The sequence below is a fragment of the Bryocella elongata genome, from assembly GCF_900108185.1.
Classification (GTDB): domain Bacteria; phylum Acidobacteriota; class Terriglobia; order Terriglobales; family Acidobacteriaceae; genus Granulicella; species Granulicella elongata.
This window is the reverse complement of record NZ_FNVA01000001.1, coordinates 179,417-194,420: the sequence shown is the minus strand read 5'-3', so window position 1 is coordinate 194,420 and position 15,004 is coordinate 179,417. Positions and strand designations below refer to the sequence as shown.

Annotated in this window: 18 protein-coding genes; 7 read left to right on the top strand and 11 right to left on the bottom strand. The window is 62.0% G+C overall.

The window, feature by feature from the left end; genetic code table 11:
- Positions 1-32 precede the first annotated feature (32 nt).
- The 3 genes from C4S68_RS00845 to C4S68_RS00835 form a co-directional block, all read right to left on the bottom strand.
- Positions 33-866: a TPM domain-containing protein gene (locus tag C4S68_RS00845; RefSeq protein ID WP_103931147.1), complete on the bottom strand. Its 834-nt coding sequence runs from the start codon at positions 864-866 to the stop codon at positions 33-35.
- A 77-nt stretch (positions 867-943) separates the two neighbouring features.
- The gene (locus tag C4S68_RS00840) at positions 944-1,456 is read right to left on the bottom strand and encodes a peptidylprolyl isomerase (RefSeq protein ID WP_103931146.1); all 513 of its coding nucleotides are present in this window, start codon (positions 1,454-1,456) and stop codon (positions 944-946) included.
- Between the two features lie 86 nt (positions 1,457-1,542).
- On the bottom strand, positions 1,543-2,316 hold the full coding sequence (locus C4S68_RS00835; protein WP_235011263.1) for a peptidylprolyl isomerase: 774 nt from the start codon (positions 2,314-2,316) through the stop codon (positions 1,543-1,545).
- 88 nt (positions 2,317-2,404) lie between these two features.
- Here C4S68_RS00835 and C4S68_RS00830 point away from each other — a divergent pair, with 88 nt between their 5' ends.
- A complete protein-coding gene (locus C4S68_RS00830) occupies positions 2,405-2,716 on the top strand; it encodes a putative quinol monooxygenase (RefSeq protein WP_103931145.1) in 312 nt (103 codons plus the stop codon).
- On the opposite strand, the gene C4S68_RS00825 is transcribed toward C4S68_RS00830, so the two are convergent.
- On the bottom strand, positions 2,713-3,864 hold the full coding sequence (locus tag C4S68_RS00825) for a dipeptidase (protein ID WP_103931144.1): 1,152 nt from the start codon (positions 3,862-3,864) through the stop codon (positions 2,713-2,715). The two genes, C4S68_RS00830 and C4S68_RS00825, sit on opposite strands and share 4 nt — an antisense overlap.
- 211 nt (positions 3,865-4,075) lie before the next feature.
- Here C4S68_RS00825 and C4S68_RS00820 point away from each other — a divergent pair, with 211 nt between their 5' ends.
- The 3 genes from C4S68_RS00820 (at position 4,076) to C4S68_RS00810 (ending at position 5,824) form a co-directional block, all read left to right on the top strand.
- A complete protein-coding gene (locus C4S68_RS00820) occupies positions 4,076-4,279 on the top strand; it encodes a hypothetical protein (protein WP_103931143.1) in 204 nt (67 codons plus the stop codon).
- Positions 4,280-4,453: 174 nt separating this feature from the next.
- Positions 4,454-4,987: a tRNA adenosine(34) deaminase TadA gene (gene tadA, locus C4S68_RS00815; RefSeq protein WP_103931142.1), complete on the top strand. Its 534-nt coding sequence runs from the start codon at positions 4,454-4,456 to the stop codon at positions 4,985-4,987.
- A gap of 63 nt (positions 4,988-5,050) precedes the next feature.
- Positions 5,051-5,824 (top strand): SDR family NAD(P)-dependent oxidoreductase, encoded by a 774-nt coding sequence (locus tag C4S68_RS00810; protein WP_103931141.1) that lies wholly within the window; start codon positions 5,051-5,053, stop codon positions 5,822-5,824.
- Positions 5,825-5,926: 102 nt separating this feature from the next.
- Here C4S68_RS00810 and purB read toward each other — a convergent pair whose 3' ends face one another.
- Complete coding sequence (purB, locus tag C4S68_RS00805; RefSeq protein WP_103931140.1) at positions 5,927-7,252, bottom strand: adenylosuccinate lyase; 1,326 nt, start codon at positions 7,250-7,252, stop codon at positions 5,927-5,929.
- Positions 7,253-7,406: 154 nt separating this feature from the next.
- On the opposite strand from purB, the gene C4S68_RS00800 reads away from it, so the two are divergent.
- Positions 7,407-7,979, top strand: coding sequence for a MarR family winged helix-turn-helix transcriptional regulator (locus C4S68_RS00800; protein ID WP_235011262.1), 573 nt, complete (start codon positions 7,407-7,409; stop codon positions 7,977-7,979).
- A 68-nt stretch (positions 7,980-8,047) separates the two neighbouring features.
- On the opposite strand, the gene C4S68_RS00795 is transcribed toward C4S68_RS00800, so the two are convergent.
- Both C4S68_RS00795 and C4S68_RS00790 read right to left on the bottom strand, forming a co-directional pair.
- Complete coding sequence (locus C4S68_RS00795; protein ID WP_103931139.1) at positions 8,048-8,305, bottom strand: glutaredoxin family protein; 258 nt, start codon at positions 8,303-8,305, stop codon at positions 8,048-8,050.
- A gap of 84 nt (positions 8,306-8,389) precedes the next feature.
- The gene (locus C4S68_RS00790) at positions 8,390-9,544 is read right to left on the bottom strand and encodes a hypothetical protein (protein WP_160114939.1); all 1,155 of its coding nucleotides are present in this window, start codon (positions 9,542-9,544) and stop codon (positions 8,390-8,392) included.
- A gap of 182 nt (positions 9,545-9,726) precedes the next feature.
- Here C4S68_RS00790 and C4S68_RS00785 point away from each other — a divergent pair, with 182 nt between their 5' ends.
- Positions 9,727-10,350 carry a UbiX family flavin prenyltransferase gene (locus C4S68_RS00785; RefSeq protein WP_103931137.1) on the top strand — a complete coding sequence of 208 codons (624 nt, stop codon included), beginning with the start codon at positions 9,727-9,729 and terminating at the stop codon, positions 10,348-10,350.
- Between the two features lie 173 nt (positions 10,351-10,523).
- Here C4S68_RS00785 and C4S68_RS00780 read toward each other — a convergent pair whose 3' ends face one another.
- From C4S68_RS00780 to C4S68_RS00770, 3 genes are all read right to left on the bottom strand, one after another.
- Entirely contained in the window at positions 10,524-11,492 is a 969-nt protein-coding gene (locus tag C4S68_RS00780) for an alpha/beta fold hydrolase (RefSeq protein WP_103931136.1), read from the bottom strand.
- Between the two features lie 98 nt (positions 11,493-11,590).
- Entirely contained in the window at positions 11,591-12,238 is a 648-nt protein-coding gene (locus tag C4S68_RS00775; protein WP_103931135.1) for a nitroreductase family protein, read from the bottom strand.
- A 121-nt stretch (positions 12,239-12,359) separates the two neighbouring features.
- On the bottom strand, positions 12,360-13,376 hold the full coding sequence (locus C4S68_RS00770) for a hypothetical protein (RefSeq protein WP_146071963.1): 1,017 nt from the start codon (positions 13,374-13,376) through the stop codon (positions 12,360-12,362).
- A 243-nt stretch (positions 13,377-13,619) separates the two neighbouring features.
- Here C4S68_RS00770 and C4S68_RS00765 point away from each other — a divergent pair, with 243 nt between their 5' ends.
- Positions 13,620-14,498, top strand: a complete 879-nt coding sequence (locus tag C4S68_RS00765) for a hypothetical protein (RefSeq protein WP_103931133.1) — start codon at positions 13,620-13,622, stop codon at positions 14,496-14,498.
- Between the two features lie 120 nt (positions 14,499-14,618).
- Here the strand turns inward: C4S68_RS00765 and C4S68_RS23330 are convergent, their stop codons facing one another.
- Positions 14,619-14,786 (bottom strand): hypothetical protein, encoded by a 168-nt coding sequence (locus C4S68_RS23330; protein WP_200821446.1) that lies wholly within the window; start codon positions 14,784-14,786, stop codon positions 14,619-14,621.
- Positions 14,787-15,004: the final 218 nt, after the last annotated feature.

Genomic DNA, 15,004 nt, shown 5'->3' with positions numbered 1-15,004 from the left:
CATGAACTACTACGCGCAACTCCGGCCCTCTGCTACCAGCTTCCGCTCGCGCCTCCGCCACCGGAGTCGCCACCATCGCCGCCGCCAAAGCTGTCACCACTATCACTGCTTGACGAGCTCGAATCACTATCGAAGCTTGAACTTCCGCCCGCAGATCCGCTGCTTCGTCCGCCGCGAATCCCCCTGCGAATTCCAACCACAACGAGTCCGCCAACCAGCACCACCCAGGCACCGATAAAGATCACGGGAATCAGCCACGGATGAGCGTCCGATGGCGGAGTAGGCGGAGCGGGTAACTCCCCCGCTGAGAGATCCGCCGCCAACTCCGTTGACGTCGCCTGAGGCGATGCCTCGAGCTTCTCCAGCGGCACATTGGCATCGGTCGAGATGATCTGCAGCACCGACCGCAGGCTCCCATCAGCGGCCGCATCATAGTTACCTGCCTTCAGCTCAGGAACCATCTCGCGACCGATATCCCCAACCTTCGCATCGTTGAGGATCCCCTCCAGCCCATACCCAACCTCGATGCGATACCGATGGTCCTTCACCGCAAACAGAAGAAGCACACCCTTGTCGCTCTTCTTGTCACCGATCTTCCAGGTGTGGAACAGGTCGTTCGCAAAGTGCTCGATGGAATCGCCTTCGAGTGACTTCACCGTCACGACAAAGGCCTGCGCGTGGATCTTCTCGTGCAGCTCAACGCACATCGCCTCCATACTCGCGCGCTCATCGCTCGAGAACACGCCGGCGTAGTCGTCGACGTAACCGGAAGGCTTTCCCAGCGACGAGACTTTTTCCGCGCGCAGCAATCCTGCCATAGCGAGCGCAAAGCCAAGCACGACCGTCCACGTACGAGATCGGAGCATGGGCCATCCTACGCCACGCCCGCAAACAACAGAGCCTGCCCATGAAGGGCAGGCTCTGTCTGTGAATCAGCGGAAAATTACGAGCGCTCGATCGTCACCGACTCAAGCACCACCGGCTTCTTCGGCCGATCCATCCCATCGCGCGCCACCTTCGAGATCTTCTCGACGATGTCGTAGCCCTCGGTCACTTCACCGAAGATCGTGTGCTTGCCCGTCAGCCAGCTCGTGTCCGTCACCGTGATGAAGAACTGCGAGCCGTTGGTGTTCGGGCCTGCGTTCGCCATCGCCAGCTTGCCCGGCTGCTTGAAGTGATGCGGCGAACCCTTGGTCTCGTCCGCGAACTTGTAGCCCGGGCCGCCCATGCCGTTGCCCATCGGGTCGCCGCCCTGGATCATGAACTCCGGGATCACGCGGTGGAAGATCGTGCCGTCATAGAGCTTGGTCTGGCCAGCCTTCTTGCTGGGTGCGCTCCACTCCTTCGTGCCTTCCGCCAGGCCAACGAAGTTGGCTACCGTCTCCGGAGCTTCGGCCTCGAACAGCTTCGCTTTGATCGTGCCTTCCGACGTCGTAAATACTGCGGTCAATGCCATTGCGTATCCTCTTTCTTTCCTTGCGTCTTCTCTGCTGCTGAACTCACTCAAACTTGGATGCAACCGCGCGCGCGGAGGCTCCGTTGCTATTGATTCTGCGGTGGCGGTGCTGCAGGCGTCGGACTCGCCGCCGGCGCAGGATGCGGATCCGGTGGCAGCGGCTGGCCAGGCTTCAGTACCGTCACCTTGTTCAGCATCACCGGGGTCACCGGCTTGTCGTCAGCTCCACGTTGAACGCGGGCAATCGACATCACCATAACCACCGCGTGCTCATCGCACTGGCCGAAGATCGAGTAGTGCCCTGTCAGGTCCGGCTGCGGAGCCTCTGTGATGAAGAACTGCGCGCTGTTCGTGTTGGGCCCGGAGTTCGCCATTGCCAGCCGGCCCGGTACGTCGAATCGCAACGACGGCAGAATCTCATCTTCGATGTAATACCCCGCATCCCCGGTACCGTTGCCGACGCGATCTCCGCCCTGGATCATGAACCCGGGAATAACGCGGTGGAACGTGGTGCCATCGTAAAACGGTACGCCCGTCACCTTCTTGCTCGTCACCGGGTCCGTAAACTCCTTCGTGCCAGTGGCGAGTCCCACAAAGTTCGCAGAGGTAATCGGCGCTTCCTTGTCAAAAAGCCGGCACACCATCCGCCCCATCGACGTATCAAAGACGACAATGGAACCCGTCGGTACCGCAGCCGGGGCCTCGTGCACCATCGCTGAAGGCGCATCGGGCAAGGCATCTGCAGGAGATTGCTGTGCCGGGGTGGTAGAAGCTGGAGCTGTAGAGCTCTGCGCGGCGGCCGACAACGCAAAGGTCATAGCCGCGAACCAGGGAATCGAACGTAAAGTCACACGCATCATGCCATCCTAGAGGCTAACTGAATCACCGGGCTCCGGGCAAAGACCGGCGTCAATCCATCAACCGGACGAAATGAGGAGAAACGTCGCAATGTCGAAACTTGCACTTTGGGTGATGCTGAAAGCAAAACCCGGCCGAGAGGCTGAAGCAGAGGTATTTCTGAAGCAGGGCGCGGAGCTGGCCCGCAACGAAGCCAGTACCCACACATGGTATGGCGTAAAGATTACCCAGGGCGTGTACGCCGTCTTCGGCACCTTCCACGATGAGGAAGGCCGCGAAGCCCACCTCAACGGCGATATCGCCAAAGCCCTGATGGTCCGCGCCCCTGAGCTCTTCAGCAACGTGCTGCAGGTGGAGAAGATGGACATCCTCAGCAACAAAGACGCCCACGTCATTCATTAGCGTCCCGCGGCGGCGACCTCCCGCATCACTCGCAGCATATTGCCGCCGAGCAGCAGCTTCAGTTGCTCGGCGGTATAGCCCCGCTCCAGCAGCACCCGCGTGATCTTTGGCAGATCCGCCGCGCTTTGAAGCCCTTCCGGCAGTATCGCGAATCCATCGAAGTCCGACCCCACGCCCACATGTTCAATTCCTGCCACCTTTGCGATGTGATCGAAGTGATCGATCAGCGCCTCGAAACGCGGCGCCGGAAACAGCTTCCCCACATGCTCGGCGTAGAACGCACGGTCGACCGTCAGTGACGCCGCATAGGGTGCAGGCACGCCGCGCTCGCGCCACGGCTTATCCGCAGCCTCATAGAGCGGCTTGCGCATCGCTTCGGTCGCACGCCACGCCTCGCGAAACGCCTCGTCGATGAATGACGCGTAAAAATTCACCATCACGATGCCTCGCTTCGTCGCCACGGCGCGAAGCTGCTCGTCGGTGAGGTTGCGCATCGCGCCGTTCAACGCCCGCGCGCTCGAATGGCTCGCAATGATCGGCGCCGTCGAGCACTCGAGCACCTGCCAGAACGTTGCGTCCGACACATGGCTCACATCCACCATCATGCCCAGCCGATTCATCTCTGCGATCACTTCGCGGCCAAAGTCCGTCAGCCCTCCATGGTGCTGCACATTCGCATCATCCATGTCGCCGGAGCTGTCCGCCCACTCGTTCGTATTCGTCCACGTAAGCGTCATATAGCGCACGCCCTGCGCATAAAACGCTCGCAGCTTCTCCAGGCTCGCCTCGATCGCGTGACCGCCTTCAAGCCCCAGCAAGACGCAGAACTTCCCCGCAGCCTTCGCCTTCACAATGTCATCCGCGGACAATCCCAACACCATCGCGTCCGGGTGCTTCGCGAGCTGCTGCTGCACGCCTGCAAGCAGCGACGCTGACCGCTCAGCGTAACGGCCCGGCCACTCATGCGGATCAACCCACACCGCGAAGAACTCGGCATCGAGACCGCCGGCGCGCGCCGTTTCGAGGCTCACCATGCCCGTCCCCACCGGGTCGGCCATGTCCCAGCCTTCATCCACGAACCGCTGCGGTGTGTCCGCATGTCCGTCGATCACAATCGCTTCACGCTGCAGGGTTTCCCACTCGCTCATTCGTCTCGCTCGCCGTGCAAAGCGCGCTCATGCAACATGCATCGAGAGCCTCTGCACGAAACTACGATTGTAGCAATCGCGTTGCGATGGGACCCACATCGATGCATTGCAGTGAGGCAACCATCCCAGCATCTGCATGATTGTTGCCACGCGCCCACAACGGCAACCCGAAGTCGCCCGATGCCATCTCTATTAGCCAGTGAGGTGAACCATGGCAATAGGTTTGGATTCCACAAAGACGGCAAGCCGTCCTTCGCACGAAGCCATCGAGTCCGGTGGCGGTGGAGATGTTGGTATTGCAGATACACCTGCAGAACACCTCGATCGAGAGGCGATGCAGGGTGCCAAACGCGCCCAGAACAGGATTCATGACAACGAAGAGAAAATTCCGGGCGATTCCATCTTCACCAAGTAGCAAACGCACAACGTCCGGCAGTACTATTCCTGCAGTGCAGAAGGAGCTCCGCTTGGCGCGGAGCTCTTCTGTTTAAGCTCTCTTCTGTTTAAGCCCTCTTCTGTTAAGCCCTCTTCGATCTTGGTCCCCGTCGCTTTACGCCCTCTTCTGTTTAACCCGCGCTATCCTTCTCCCATGGCCCTCAGCGATCTCGACTACATGCAACTGGCCATCGCACAGGCCCACGCCGCAGAGGCTGCAGGCGAAGTTCCCGTAGGCGCAATCGTCGTCTCCCCCGACGGTGAAGTCATCGGCCACGGCAACAATGCTGTACTGCGCACCAACGATCCCACGGCACATGCGGAGATCGTTGCCATGCGCGAGGCCGGACGCGCCCTCAACAACTATCGCCTGCTGGGTTGCACACTGTACGTCACACTGGAGCCCTGCGCGATGTGCGCAGGCGCCATCCTCCACGCGCGCATCGCGAGGCTTGTTTATTCCGCACGTGATCCCAAGGCTGGCGCATGCGGTTCGGTGCTCAACGTGATGAACCACGAAGCGCTCAATCATCGCGTCGAGGTCAACGAAGGCCTGCTGGCCGAAACCACCTCAACCTTCCTCAGCGACTTCTTTCGTCGCAAACGCGCCTCCTGGGCCACTCGCGTCTACACACCATCGCTCGACTCTGCATCAGACTCCATAACAGGCACTCCCGAACCAGAGTGAGCGATCAGGCTATAACGTCTCGCCACAACAGAGATGCGTTGCAATACGAAGGAGATCCAGTCGATGGCAGGTCGTCTTGAAGACAAGGTCGCAGTCATCACCGGATCAGGCTCCGGCATTGGTCAGTCCATCGCAGAACGCCTCGCACAGGAAGGCGCCGGCTGCGTCGTCGACTATCGCGATCATCCGGAACAAGCCCAGGGCACTGTCGACAAGATCGTCGCCGCTGGCGGCAAAGCCGTGATGGTGCAGGCAGACGTCGCCAGCATCGCCGACTGCAACAACCTCATCGAGCAGGCATGGCAGCAGCTCGGCTCCTGCGACATCCTCGTGAACAACGCTGGCATCGAGAAGCGCGCCGACTTCTGGGACGTCACCGAAGCCGACTACGACGCCGTCCTCACCGTGAACCTCAAGGGCGTCTTCTTCCTCACCCAGGCCTTCGTGCGCCGCCTGCGCGCCGCGAACAAGCCCGGCCGCGTCATCAACATCTCCTCCGTGCACGAGGACATGGTCTTCCCGCACTTCTCCACCTACTGCGCCTCCAAGGGAGGCATCCGCATGCTCATGCGCGACCTCGCCGTGGAGCTTGGCCCACTCGGCATCACAGTCAACGACATCGCCCCGGGAGCCATCGCCACGCCCATCAACACCGCGCTGCTCAACGATCCGTCCAAGCTCAATCCCCTGCTCGCCAATATCCCGTTGGGGCGCCTCGGCAAGCCGGAAGAGGTAGCCGGCCTCGCAGCCTTCTTAGCCTCGGACGACGCCGCCTATGTCACCGGCTCAACCTACGTCATCGATGGCGGCCTGATGCGGAACTACAAGGAACAGTGAAAAGACAGTTATTAGTTTTTCGTTGTTAGCTGTTAGCCCGCAAAGGTCGTACCGATAATGCATTTGTCTACATCGACAAGCCAACAACTAACAAGTCGCGCTCTATCCTTCCGCAAACGTCCGCTCGAAGATAGCATCCACATTGCGCAGCTGCCGCGTGTAATCGAACGCATGCGCAATCTGCTCCGGCGTCAGCTTCGACGTCACCGTCGGGTCAGACTCCATCCGCTCGCGGAAGGTCTTCGAGCCTGGCTCATCAACGTTCTGCCAGGCTTCCATCGCCTGCGACTGCACCAGCTTGTACGCATCCTCACGCGACAGCCCCGCGGCCGACAACTCCAGCAGCAGCTGGCCCGAGAACACCAGCCCGCCCGTCGCTTCCAGGTTCTTCAGCATCCGCTTCGGATACACCAGCAGCTTCGCGATCATGTTATCGGTCTTATGCAGCAGATAGTCCGTGAGCGTGGTCGAATCCGGTATCACCACGCGCTCCGCCGAGCTGTGCGAGATATCGCGCTCATGCCACAGAGCCACATTTTCGAAGCCCACCTGCGCATTGCCACGCACCACGCGTGCCAGCCCTGAGATCTGCTCGGCAGTAATCGGGTTGCGCTTGTGCGGCATCGCGCTCGATCCCTTCTGCTTCGGCGAGAAGTACTCCTCCGCCTCACGAACCTCCGTCCGCTGCAGGTGACGCACCTCCGTCGCAATCTTGTCCAGCGTCGAGCAGATCACAGCCAGCGTCGCCAGATACGCAGCATGGCGGTCGCGCTGCAGCACCTGGGTCGAGACCTCCGCCGGGCGCAGGCCCAGGTTCGCAAGGATCGCCACCTCATGCCGCGGTTCAAGATGCCCGAATGTCCCCACGGCTCCCGAAAGCTTCCCAACGCGCAGGTCTTCCGCTGCCAGGTCGAAGCGCTTCAGATTCCTGCCCATCTCCGCATACCAGAGCAGCAGCTTCAGCCCGAAGGTCGTCGGCTCGGCGTGGATACCGTGCGTGCGTCCAATCGTCGGCGTCAGCTTGAACTCGATCGCCCGGGCCTTCAGCGTCTCGCGGAATGCCACGATCCCCTTCCGAATGCTCGCCGAGGCCTCCAGCAACGTTAGGGCCTGCGCCGTGTCGACGACATCCGTGGAGGTAAGACCAAAGTGTAGCCATCGGGCGGCATCCGACCCAGCTCCGCGAACATGCTCGGCCACACACGTTGTGAAAGCTAAAACATCGTGACGAAGATCACTTTCCAGCTCATGGATACGCGGTATCGTGAACGCCGCGTGTTGCCGCAGCTCTTTGGCAGCCTCAGGAGGAACCAGTCCGGCCTCTGCCAACACATCGGTGGCCGCCAGCTCCACACGTAACCAATTCGCGAATCGGGTCTGCTCAGACCACAGTGCGGCCATCTCAGGCCGCGTGTAACGGGGAATCATAGCTTTTAGTGTAACGGGCTCAACCACCTTCGCCGCACCGGAGGAACGGACCCCAGTATTTGACGGGCCTAATTCCGGACAGAGCTTTCTTCGCGGGACGACAAGCGCAAGCTCATATATCGAAAGACGTTGGACTTTTCTAATGGAGGCTGGTATGAACGAGGGTACGATTACGAATCAGCACGCGAGAAAGTTTCAAACCGAGCCAAATTATTTACCTTGGCTGGAAAACTCGCGTGCATCGAAGAACGAGGCTACATCTTCAATGGACACCAACAACAGCAACGGCACGTACCTGAGCCGGTTGCGTACACTTGCGGAGTTTCGCTTTCAGCTGCGAAAGTTCCTTAGTTTCAGCGAAATGGCGAGTGAGCGGGCAGGTATCGCCGCTCAACAATATCAACTGATGCAGGTCATTGCCTCCATGCCGGAGGGGCAAAAGGCATCGATCGGCTACCTGGCCGAACGGATGATTCTGCGTCACAACAGCATGGTGGAACTCGTGGACCGGGCCGAGCGCAAGGGACTGGTGCGGCGCGAGCACGATGAAAAGGACCTTCGCCGGTCTCTCGTACTCCTCACGCAGCAGGGAGAGGAACTGCTCCACCGTCTCGTGGTCGAACACTTGAAAGAGCTCGGTCCAAAGAGCGAAATGCTCATGCACGCGCTCCACGAACTTCAGATCGCGGGACAGTCACAGGGCACCGGGGAAGCTGAAAGCAGCTAACGTAGAGCATCGCTGTCGCGGCAGATGGCCGCGGGGTGACGACCCCGCGGAACGTCACACCGATGCAACTACGGGTGCTTCACACCGAACAACTCAGCCATCTCGTGGTGGAGAAAGCCCTGCCCCGGGCGGTACGGCTGCACCCAGCGTCCATCAATCACAAACTGGGGGATCGCCCGCTTCCCTGTCGCTTCGATCACGGCCTCGGCTGCGCCAGGCTCACGCTCGATATCGATCTCCCGGTACGGGATCGAATGCAGGTTCAGAAAACGCTTCGCCTCGCGGCAGTCACGGCACCAGTCAGCCGAATAGACCAGAACTTCCATATCGCTATTGTCGCATTTTGCGCTTAGGCCGCGTCCAGCCATTGGGACTGCGCCAGCCTTCACCGCGCATCCACCCCGCGTCGCCTAGAAAGGCTGCGATGCTCCGGCTGGCTCCGTCTTTCCCTGCGGTACCGCAACGACCTCCACTCGAGGCATCGACGGCGGATCGGGAAACGGCAGTGCAGCCTCCGGCTCCGGCAGCCGAAGAGACCGCGTCAGCATCGCCTCCTGCTCCGGGCCGCCGGCAGGAGCCACCAGCGCAGGCAGCACTCTCGCCTCGGCCTCGAGCACGCCAACGTCCAGGATCGGCGCGTGCCGCGGCATCTCGAACCGCCCATCCCCGATGTAGGCAGTCAGCATCAGCGCGGCGGTAACAGGCGAGATCAGCACGATCGGCAGGCCGTAGCGTCGCACCAGCGCTTCACTCACGCCCTCGTTGGCATGACTACGCGGCAGCGACCCGCGCACCTGCGGCACCTTGAAGACCTCCAGCTCCACCTCAGGATGGCGCGAAGCGTACTTCGTCAGCTGCCTGGCGACCTGCTTCGGCGAAGTCACACCGAAGTCAGCAATGAAGTTGCGATGGATCGCTCCCGGGTAGAAGCGGTTGATGGTGACCCGCGCAAAGTCGGCGCAGTTGGTAAACGCTCCGTTGTAACGCTCCACATTTCGGCGGTCGTTGAAGAGCGCAATGAGCCCGGCATCCTGCTCGGCAGTCGTCTTCACGCTGAAGCCAAAGATCGCCCGGTCGTAAGCAGAGCCTGCCAGCTCATACCAGTTTCCACCAGGAGCCTTGCCATCCGGCAAATCCGGCGCGATCGATTCCAGGTGCGCCCGCCGGTAAATGTCGCGCAACGCAACCTCGCGTTCGCGGTCCATCGAGGCGGGAATGTCCGCCGCGGTATCGACTGCATACAAGTAGCCCGTGAGCGGCACAGCAAGCCAGTCCAGGTGCTGAATCCCATCGTAGCGGCTGATCACCACGCCCAGTTCGTCCGGCTGGCAGGGACGCAACTTCACCGGCGTCTCCGCACACACGTGATCCAGAAAGATCGCAGAGTGCCCGCCCGGCGAAAACGTCCCGAGGTGCCCATACGGCTGCTCCACCAGCACCGCCACGGATGCCTGCGAGTGCGGAATCGCGGAACCAAAAGCAATCGCGAGCACCGCCCACCATCCCAGCCTGAAGCGTCCCGCCTGCGTTCGTACCTTCACTCGCTCCTCCCACCGTCGACGCATCGACCGCCAACCTTCAAAAGCGCCTCCACATAACCCTCTTCTCCAACGTTCCTTCGATGGATTGGACGCTCACTCGGTGGCGCACTGCGACCGCTCCATCGCTCTTTCCATTAAAGCGGTTCGGTTAGCGAAAGTCGCGCCGAGGGGTGCAAAGATGGTGAAGGATGCAAAGATAAAGAGTGATGGAACTGACACATAGCTACCGGAAGCCAGGGCAAACCATCGTCACTCTCGCTATCACCGGCGCCAGCGGAGCCGCGCTCGCCGCAGAAGCTCTCCGCGCGCTTGAGGCGGACGCCCGCGTCGCTCGTGTGCACCTCGTAGCCTCGCCGTCAGCACTCCGCGTCTTGGCCGAGGAGACAGGAATCTCCGGGCGCATCGACCTCGCCGAAAAGCTCGCCGGGCATCCCTGCCCCAAGGTTCTGCAGCACGCTCACGAAGATGTCGGCGCGGCCATCGCCTCCGGTTCCTACCCCATCGACGCCATGATCGTGATTCCCTGCTCCATGGGCACGCTCGCCGGCATCGCGCATGGCCTCGCCTCAAACCTCATCGAGCGCGCCGCCGACGTCTGCCTCAAGGAGCGCCGCAAGCTCGTCCTCTGCGTCCGCGAGACGCCGCTCAACCTCATCCACCTGCGCAACATGACGGCCGTCGCCGAAGCCGGAGCTACCGTCTTTCCGGTCGTTCCCGCCTTCTACGCCAAGCCGCAGTCAATGGAAGAGATGGTCCGCACCTACGTCCAGCGAGTGCTCGCGCACATCGGACTGGAACAGAGCGACGCCTACGTCTGGGGATCAGAGTAGAAGTCGCACGCTCCTGCCAGGCTGAGACTGACTCGCAGCTCACAACTCAAGACCCGCGACTCGATCATCCGCATTTTCCCAACTGAGCAGACAGCGCGAGGTCCGGAGCCAACGCAGAGCCGGCCCCAAGAACAGACACCGGACAACAGAGAACGGACCACCAGCACCGCGCCCTACTTGTTCATCGCCGCCAGCGTCCGCACACCACCACTCGGCGCGGGATTCGACTTCAGAAAGTCCGCAGTAGCCTGCGCAACGCGTCCCGAGCACGTCTTCGGTGCAAGGTGTCCGCAGCCTTCGACGATATCCAGCTCCGAGCGCGGATCGAGCGTGTGCATCTTCTGCCCCATCGCCAGGGGCAGCATCCCATCCACGCTTCCCCACACGATCAGCAGCGGGTTCTGCAGCTGCGGCAACGTTGCGTCAACCGCATCGTGCCCCGTCAGCATGGCAGTCACGCCCTTGTCGACCACCCACTGCTGGTCGCCATACACCCGCAGCGCATCGCGCAGAACGAAGTTCGGCAGCGGCTTCGCTGTGGGCTCCAGCAACGATGCCAGCCGCTGCATTCCCTGGATATCTCTGGGATGGAACGCATCGCTCGGCACCGGAGAATCCGGCTGAATGCCCGCCGCGTCGTACACCACAACCCGGTCCACCATGTCGGGATGGTCGGTCGCCAGCTTCAGCGCCACCCAGCCACCCATCGACCAGCCACCGATATCCGGCTTCTGCAGCCCAAGCGCCTGGATGAAGTCCGCAACGAACTTCTCCTGCGTCGCGATCGAGTAGTCCGAATCGCCCGGCTTGGGTGAGCGCCCGTAACCGAGCAGATCCGGCGCATACACATGAAAGCCAGCGCGCTTCAGGCGGCGCAGCATGGGAGCCCAGCTCTCGTCGCGGTCGCCAAGACCATGCACCAGCACCAGCGGAATGCCATGCTCCGGGGCAAACCGTGGCTCCGCGTCGTAGTAGTGCACGCGGCCCTCCGGCGTCAGCACATAGTTGCTTTGCACGCGGGAGAGGAACAGCTCGAAGTGCGTGATCTGCAGATTGACCCACAGTGGGCGCTCATAGAACGTGACGCCTGCCACGATTACAAGCAGTACAACCCACAACAGCAACCGGCCGATTCGTTGCATCTCAATCCTCTCGCTTGCTGTTTAGGATGCCAGCCGCTGCACAGGCTATGCACAAAAATTCACGTCTCCGCTGCACCGGAGTCCTATGCGGAACAGGTCTACTTCAGCGGCTTGCCATACTCTTCGCCGAAGACCGTGTGCGCCATGTCGAAACGCCCACCGTTGAACTTGTCCGGCCCCTGGTTCTTTCCGATCGCCAGCAGCGCCACCACGTGATAGCTCATCGGCAGCCGCAGCGTCTCGCACACCTTCTGCTGCTCGAAGCCTTCCATCGGCGCGGTGTCGTAACCCATCACTTCGGCCATCAGCATCATCGCGGTGAAGGCAATCATGACGTGCTTGTTCAACCATGCCGCCATCTGGTCTGCATTGAAGCTCGAGAGGTAAGAGGGCACGAACTCTTCCGCCTGGGCAGCATAGCTTTCGCTCATACCGCCGGCGCGCCCCATCCGCAGCACCTCATCGAGGTCCTTGCGCCAGCCATCGCGGTCACCACACGCGACGATCACAGCCGAGGCCTCTTCGACCTTCGCCTGGTTATAGCTCGCGGCACGCAGCCGCTTCCGCTGCTCGGGGTGTTGTACGACGACAAAACGCCACGGCTGGATGTTGTAGCCGCTGGGCATCGAAAGGCCTGCATCGAGGATCTGGCGCAGGTCCCCGGCGGGGATCGGCTCGCCATCGAAGCTCGGCGTCGCACGGCGGTCGCGAATCGCCTGCGCGAGAGATTTCAGTGTGGTACCCATCGGGGCTTAGTGTCTCACCTCGGACCTCTTTGGTGGAACCAGCGATCCAGTTCTCTTCTCCTCATCAACAGACAATGAACAGGTCTTGCGGAGGATCGGAAAAGACATTTCCAGACGGCCCTTACGGGATCTGGCTCATCGGTATCTCCGTCGCGAACGGCGCCTGCCCTTCGAGATCGGCGAAGACGAAGACCGAGTCCACGCCCGTCCGAAGGTCCTTGTGGGCGTCCAGCAACGTACGGGCCGCATCGAGGTTCCGCGCCCCCGCAGCCGCAGGGTCCGCCAGCGGCGTCGCACGATAGTGCACCGCCAGCCGCAGCTTGGAGCCATCGTCGGAAGAGTCCGGAGCAACCGCCGTATAGGCGATCGACTCGCCCTTCGCATCCTTCAACACCAGCGGCGTCTGGGCGTTCAGTCCGTCCCCCAGCTCCGGAGGCAGAGCCTCGCGCTGCTCGGAGCGCAGCTTGTCCAGGTGGGTGGAGTCGATAAAAGGCGCTGGCGCCAGCAGGGCGTCGGCCTCCGCATACAACAGCCACGCGCGCCACGACTGCTTCGCCTTGGCAGCCTCACGAGCCGCCGTCCAGTACGAGAGCCCATCCCGCCCCCCAACCATCCGGGCATGCGTATAAAGTCCCGCGAGCTTCCACGCGCTGCCATCCTGCTGCAGCAGCAGGCTCAGCAGCCACGGTCGCGGCCCTGTGGCCTCCACCATCGCAAAGGCATACGTCCCCGCCGGCAAGGTGCCAAAGGTAAAGTCCGTCTCGGACGTCGTAGCCGTCAGGGGACACGAGAAGTCCACTTCGGCCGTCCCGCTCACCTTCGACGCATCCAGCAGGTACAGCTGTGAGACAGCCAGGGAATCGGCAGCGATCCTTTCCGACGTCGTCCGCAGCAAGAAGGCCGTCGGCGCAAAGTTTCCCGTCAGCGCCGGGGCGGATTCGCCCTGTACCTTCGCCCCATTGTTGGCCTTGATATCCAGCGCGATGGCCAGCGCCTGGTCCGCGAGCGACGACCGCACGTCGTCCGCCATCTTCGCCTGGGTGGTGCACGTCTGCGCCGTCGCCTCCAGCACGGAACCGGCGAGCGTCGCGATCGCCGCCAGGGTGATCGCCGCCGTCATCGCTCTCGCTCTCGTCATTCTGCCCCGGCCAATCCCATACTCGTCTTGCAACTGATCGTCTCGCATCCAATCCTCACGCCGCGCGACGCAGCGCACGTTCAGAGCCAAGCATACGAAGACCGGGCGGAAGCGTCCAGCGATCAGCCGCGGCCTCACAACCATCCAGCGCGTACCATCCACCAATACCCCGGACGCTGTAGGCTACCTTCAGGCTCCGGCCCACGTCCCACACTTTAGATGCCAGCTCAGCGCCAACCCGCCATGTCCAGCCCGAAGCTCCTGCTTGCGGCGGCGACGCTGCTGTCCGCGACAGCTCTTCCCCTCGCCGCTCAGCTTCCCGCGACCGCTCCGACATCCACCCCAGCCCCCGAAGCCACCACCGCACCGCTGACGGCCACCTCGGTCACCACCGCATACACCCGGCCTCAGCGCGCCCAGGTCAGCTATGTCGGCGGTGAGCTCGACGTCCGGGCCGAGAACTCCAGCCTCAACGACATCCTCTTCGAGATCTCCCGGGCTACCGGCATGAAGATCCACGGCGGCGTCAACGATCAGCGCGTCTTCGGCCACTATGGACCCGCAGCTCCCTCGGACGTCCTCGCCACCCTGCTCTTCGGCACCGGCACGAACATGCTGCTGAAGGAAGACGACGGCCTCGGCCCGGTGGAGCTCGTCCTGACCCCGCGCACCGGTGGCGTCACGCCCCCCAGTCCATCCGCTCCCAGCTATTCGTCGGACAGCCTCACTCCTCCGCCGCAGCCTTCCGTGATGGGCCGTGGCGGCCTGCGGCAGCCTCCCGTTCAGCAGCGCCCGGGAGACGGCGCCGGTCCCCCGGGCGGAACTCCTCCTGCCGGGAATCCACCGTTGAACAATCCTCTCGGCAGCCCGGACAACACGACCAACACCGTCTCCACCATGCCGACCACAAACTCCGTGCCGACCGACGCGCTGCCCACGCCGTCAACGACCACCGAAACCCAGCAGGGCATCGTGGATTCGCCCAACCCGCCGGCGACCGGTACCACCACCGCGACCTCGCCCAACGGAGTCTCAACACCAGAGCAGATCTACCAGCAGCTGCTCAAGCTGCAGCAGAGCACCTCCGGCTCGACTTCGACAACAACAACGCCGCCCCAATAGGGCGGCGGCGGGTACGGCAATAACTTCATTCCGGCTCAGGCGTCGACGAGCTGGACACATCCAGCCACAGACGAGGGAACCATCGCCCGTGTACCGCGATCTTCTCAGCCGATCGGGGCGCTAGCCTTCGATCGCAATCCGCGTGCCAGCGGACTGCATGCGCTCCCGCGCCGCCGAGATCGAGTGCCACCGGAACAGCCGGAAAAGACCAAGGCAAAGCCCGTAAGCGAACAGAACACCGAGCGCCAGGGATACAGCGATCGCACACGACAACATCAACATGACCATCACAACAAAACTCCTGGGAAGGGCCCAAGCCACGTCGCAGATTCACTACAGGACAACTGCCGGTAGGATGCGTTGCGACCTCTTGTAGTGTGCCCCGAATCGCACAGGAAATTTACCAAAATCCTGCAAATGTTGTTGCTTTTCGCGGTTCCTGTCGGTTCATGCCTGGAAATCCCGTGCGGCACAGGACGGGTCTCCCCCGCCTGGCCCACGCCGGC

What these genes read in the sequence shown, in the direction of transcription:
- C4S68_RS00845 (WP_103931147.1), bottom strand. Translation starts at nt 866, where the DNA reads ATGCTCCGATCTCGTACGTGGACGGTCGTGCTTGGCTTTGCGCTCGCT.
- C4S68_RS00840 (WP_103931146.1), bottom strand. Translation starts at nt 1,456, where the DNA reads ATGGCATTGACCGCAGTATTTACGACGTCGGAAGGCACGATCAAAGCG.
- C4S68_RS00835 (WP_235011263.1), bottom strand. Translation starts at nt 2,316, where the DNA reads ATGATGCGTGTGACTTTACGTTCGATTCCCTGGTTCGCGGCTATGACC.
- C4S68_RS00830 (WP_103931145.1), top strand. Translation starts at nt 2,405, where the DNA reads ATGTCGAAACTTGCACTTTGGGTGATGCTGAAAGCAAAACCCGGCCGA.
- C4S68_RS00825 (WP_103931144.1), bottom strand. Translation starts at nt 3,864, where the DNA reads ATGAGCGAGTGGGAAACCCTGCAGCGTGAAGCGATTGTGATCGACGGA.
- C4S68_RS00820 (WP_103931143.1), top strand. Translation starts at nt 4,076, where the DNA reads ATGGCAATAGGTTTGGATTCCACAAAGACGGCAAGCCGTCCTTCGCAC.
- tadA (WP_103931142.1), top strand. Translation starts at nt 4,454, where the DNA reads ATGGCCCTCAGCGATCTCGACTACATGCAACTGGCCATCGCACAGGCC.
- C4S68_RS00810 (WP_103931141.1), top strand. Translation starts at nt 5,051, where the DNA reads ATGGCAGGTCGTCTTGAAGACAAGGTCGCAGTCATCACCGGATCAGGC.
- purB (WP_103931140.1), bottom strand. Translation starts at nt 7,252, where the DNA reads ATGATTCCCCGTTACACGCGGCCTGAGATGGCCGCACTGTGGTCTGAG.
- C4S68_RS00800 (WP_235011262.1), top strand. Translation starts at nt 7,407, where the DNA reads ATGAACGAGGGTACGATTACGAATCAGCACGCGAGAAAGTTTCAAACC.
- C4S68_RS00795 (WP_103931139.1), bottom strand. Translation starts at nt 8,305, where the DNA reads ATGGAAGTTCTGGTCTATTCGGCTGACTGGTGCCGTGACTGCCGCGAG.
- C4S68_RS00790 (WP_160114939.1), bottom strand. Translation starts at nt 9,544, where the DNA reads ATGCGTCGACGGTGGGAGGAGCGAGTGAAGGTACGAACGCAGGCGGGA.
- C4S68_RS00785 (WP_103931137.1), top strand. Translation starts at nt 9,727, where the DNA reads ATGGAACTGACACATAGCTACCGGAAGCCAGGGCAAACCATCGTCACT.
- C4S68_RS00780 (WP_103931136.1), bottom strand. Translation starts at nt 11,492, where the DNA reads ATGCAACGAATCGGCCGGTTGCTGTTGTGGGTTGTACTGCTTGTAATC.
- C4S68_RS00775 (WP_103931135.1), bottom strand. Translation starts at nt 12,238, where the DNA reads ATGGGTACCACACTGAAATCTCTCGCGCAGGCGATTCGCGACCGCCGT.
- C4S68_RS00770 (WP_146071963.1), bottom strand. Translation starts at nt 13,376, where the DNA reads ATGACGAGAGCGAGAGCGATGACGGCGGCGATCACCCTGGCGGCGATC.
- C4S68_RS00765 (WP_103931133.1), top strand. Translation starts at nt 13,620, where the DNA reads ATGTCCAGCCCGAAGCTCCTGCTTGCGGCGGCGACGCTGCTGTCCGCG.
- C4S68_RS23330 (WP_200821446.1), bottom strand. Translation starts at nt 14,786, where the DNA reads ATGGTCATGTTGATGTTGTCGTGTGCGATCGCTGTATCCCTGGCGCTC.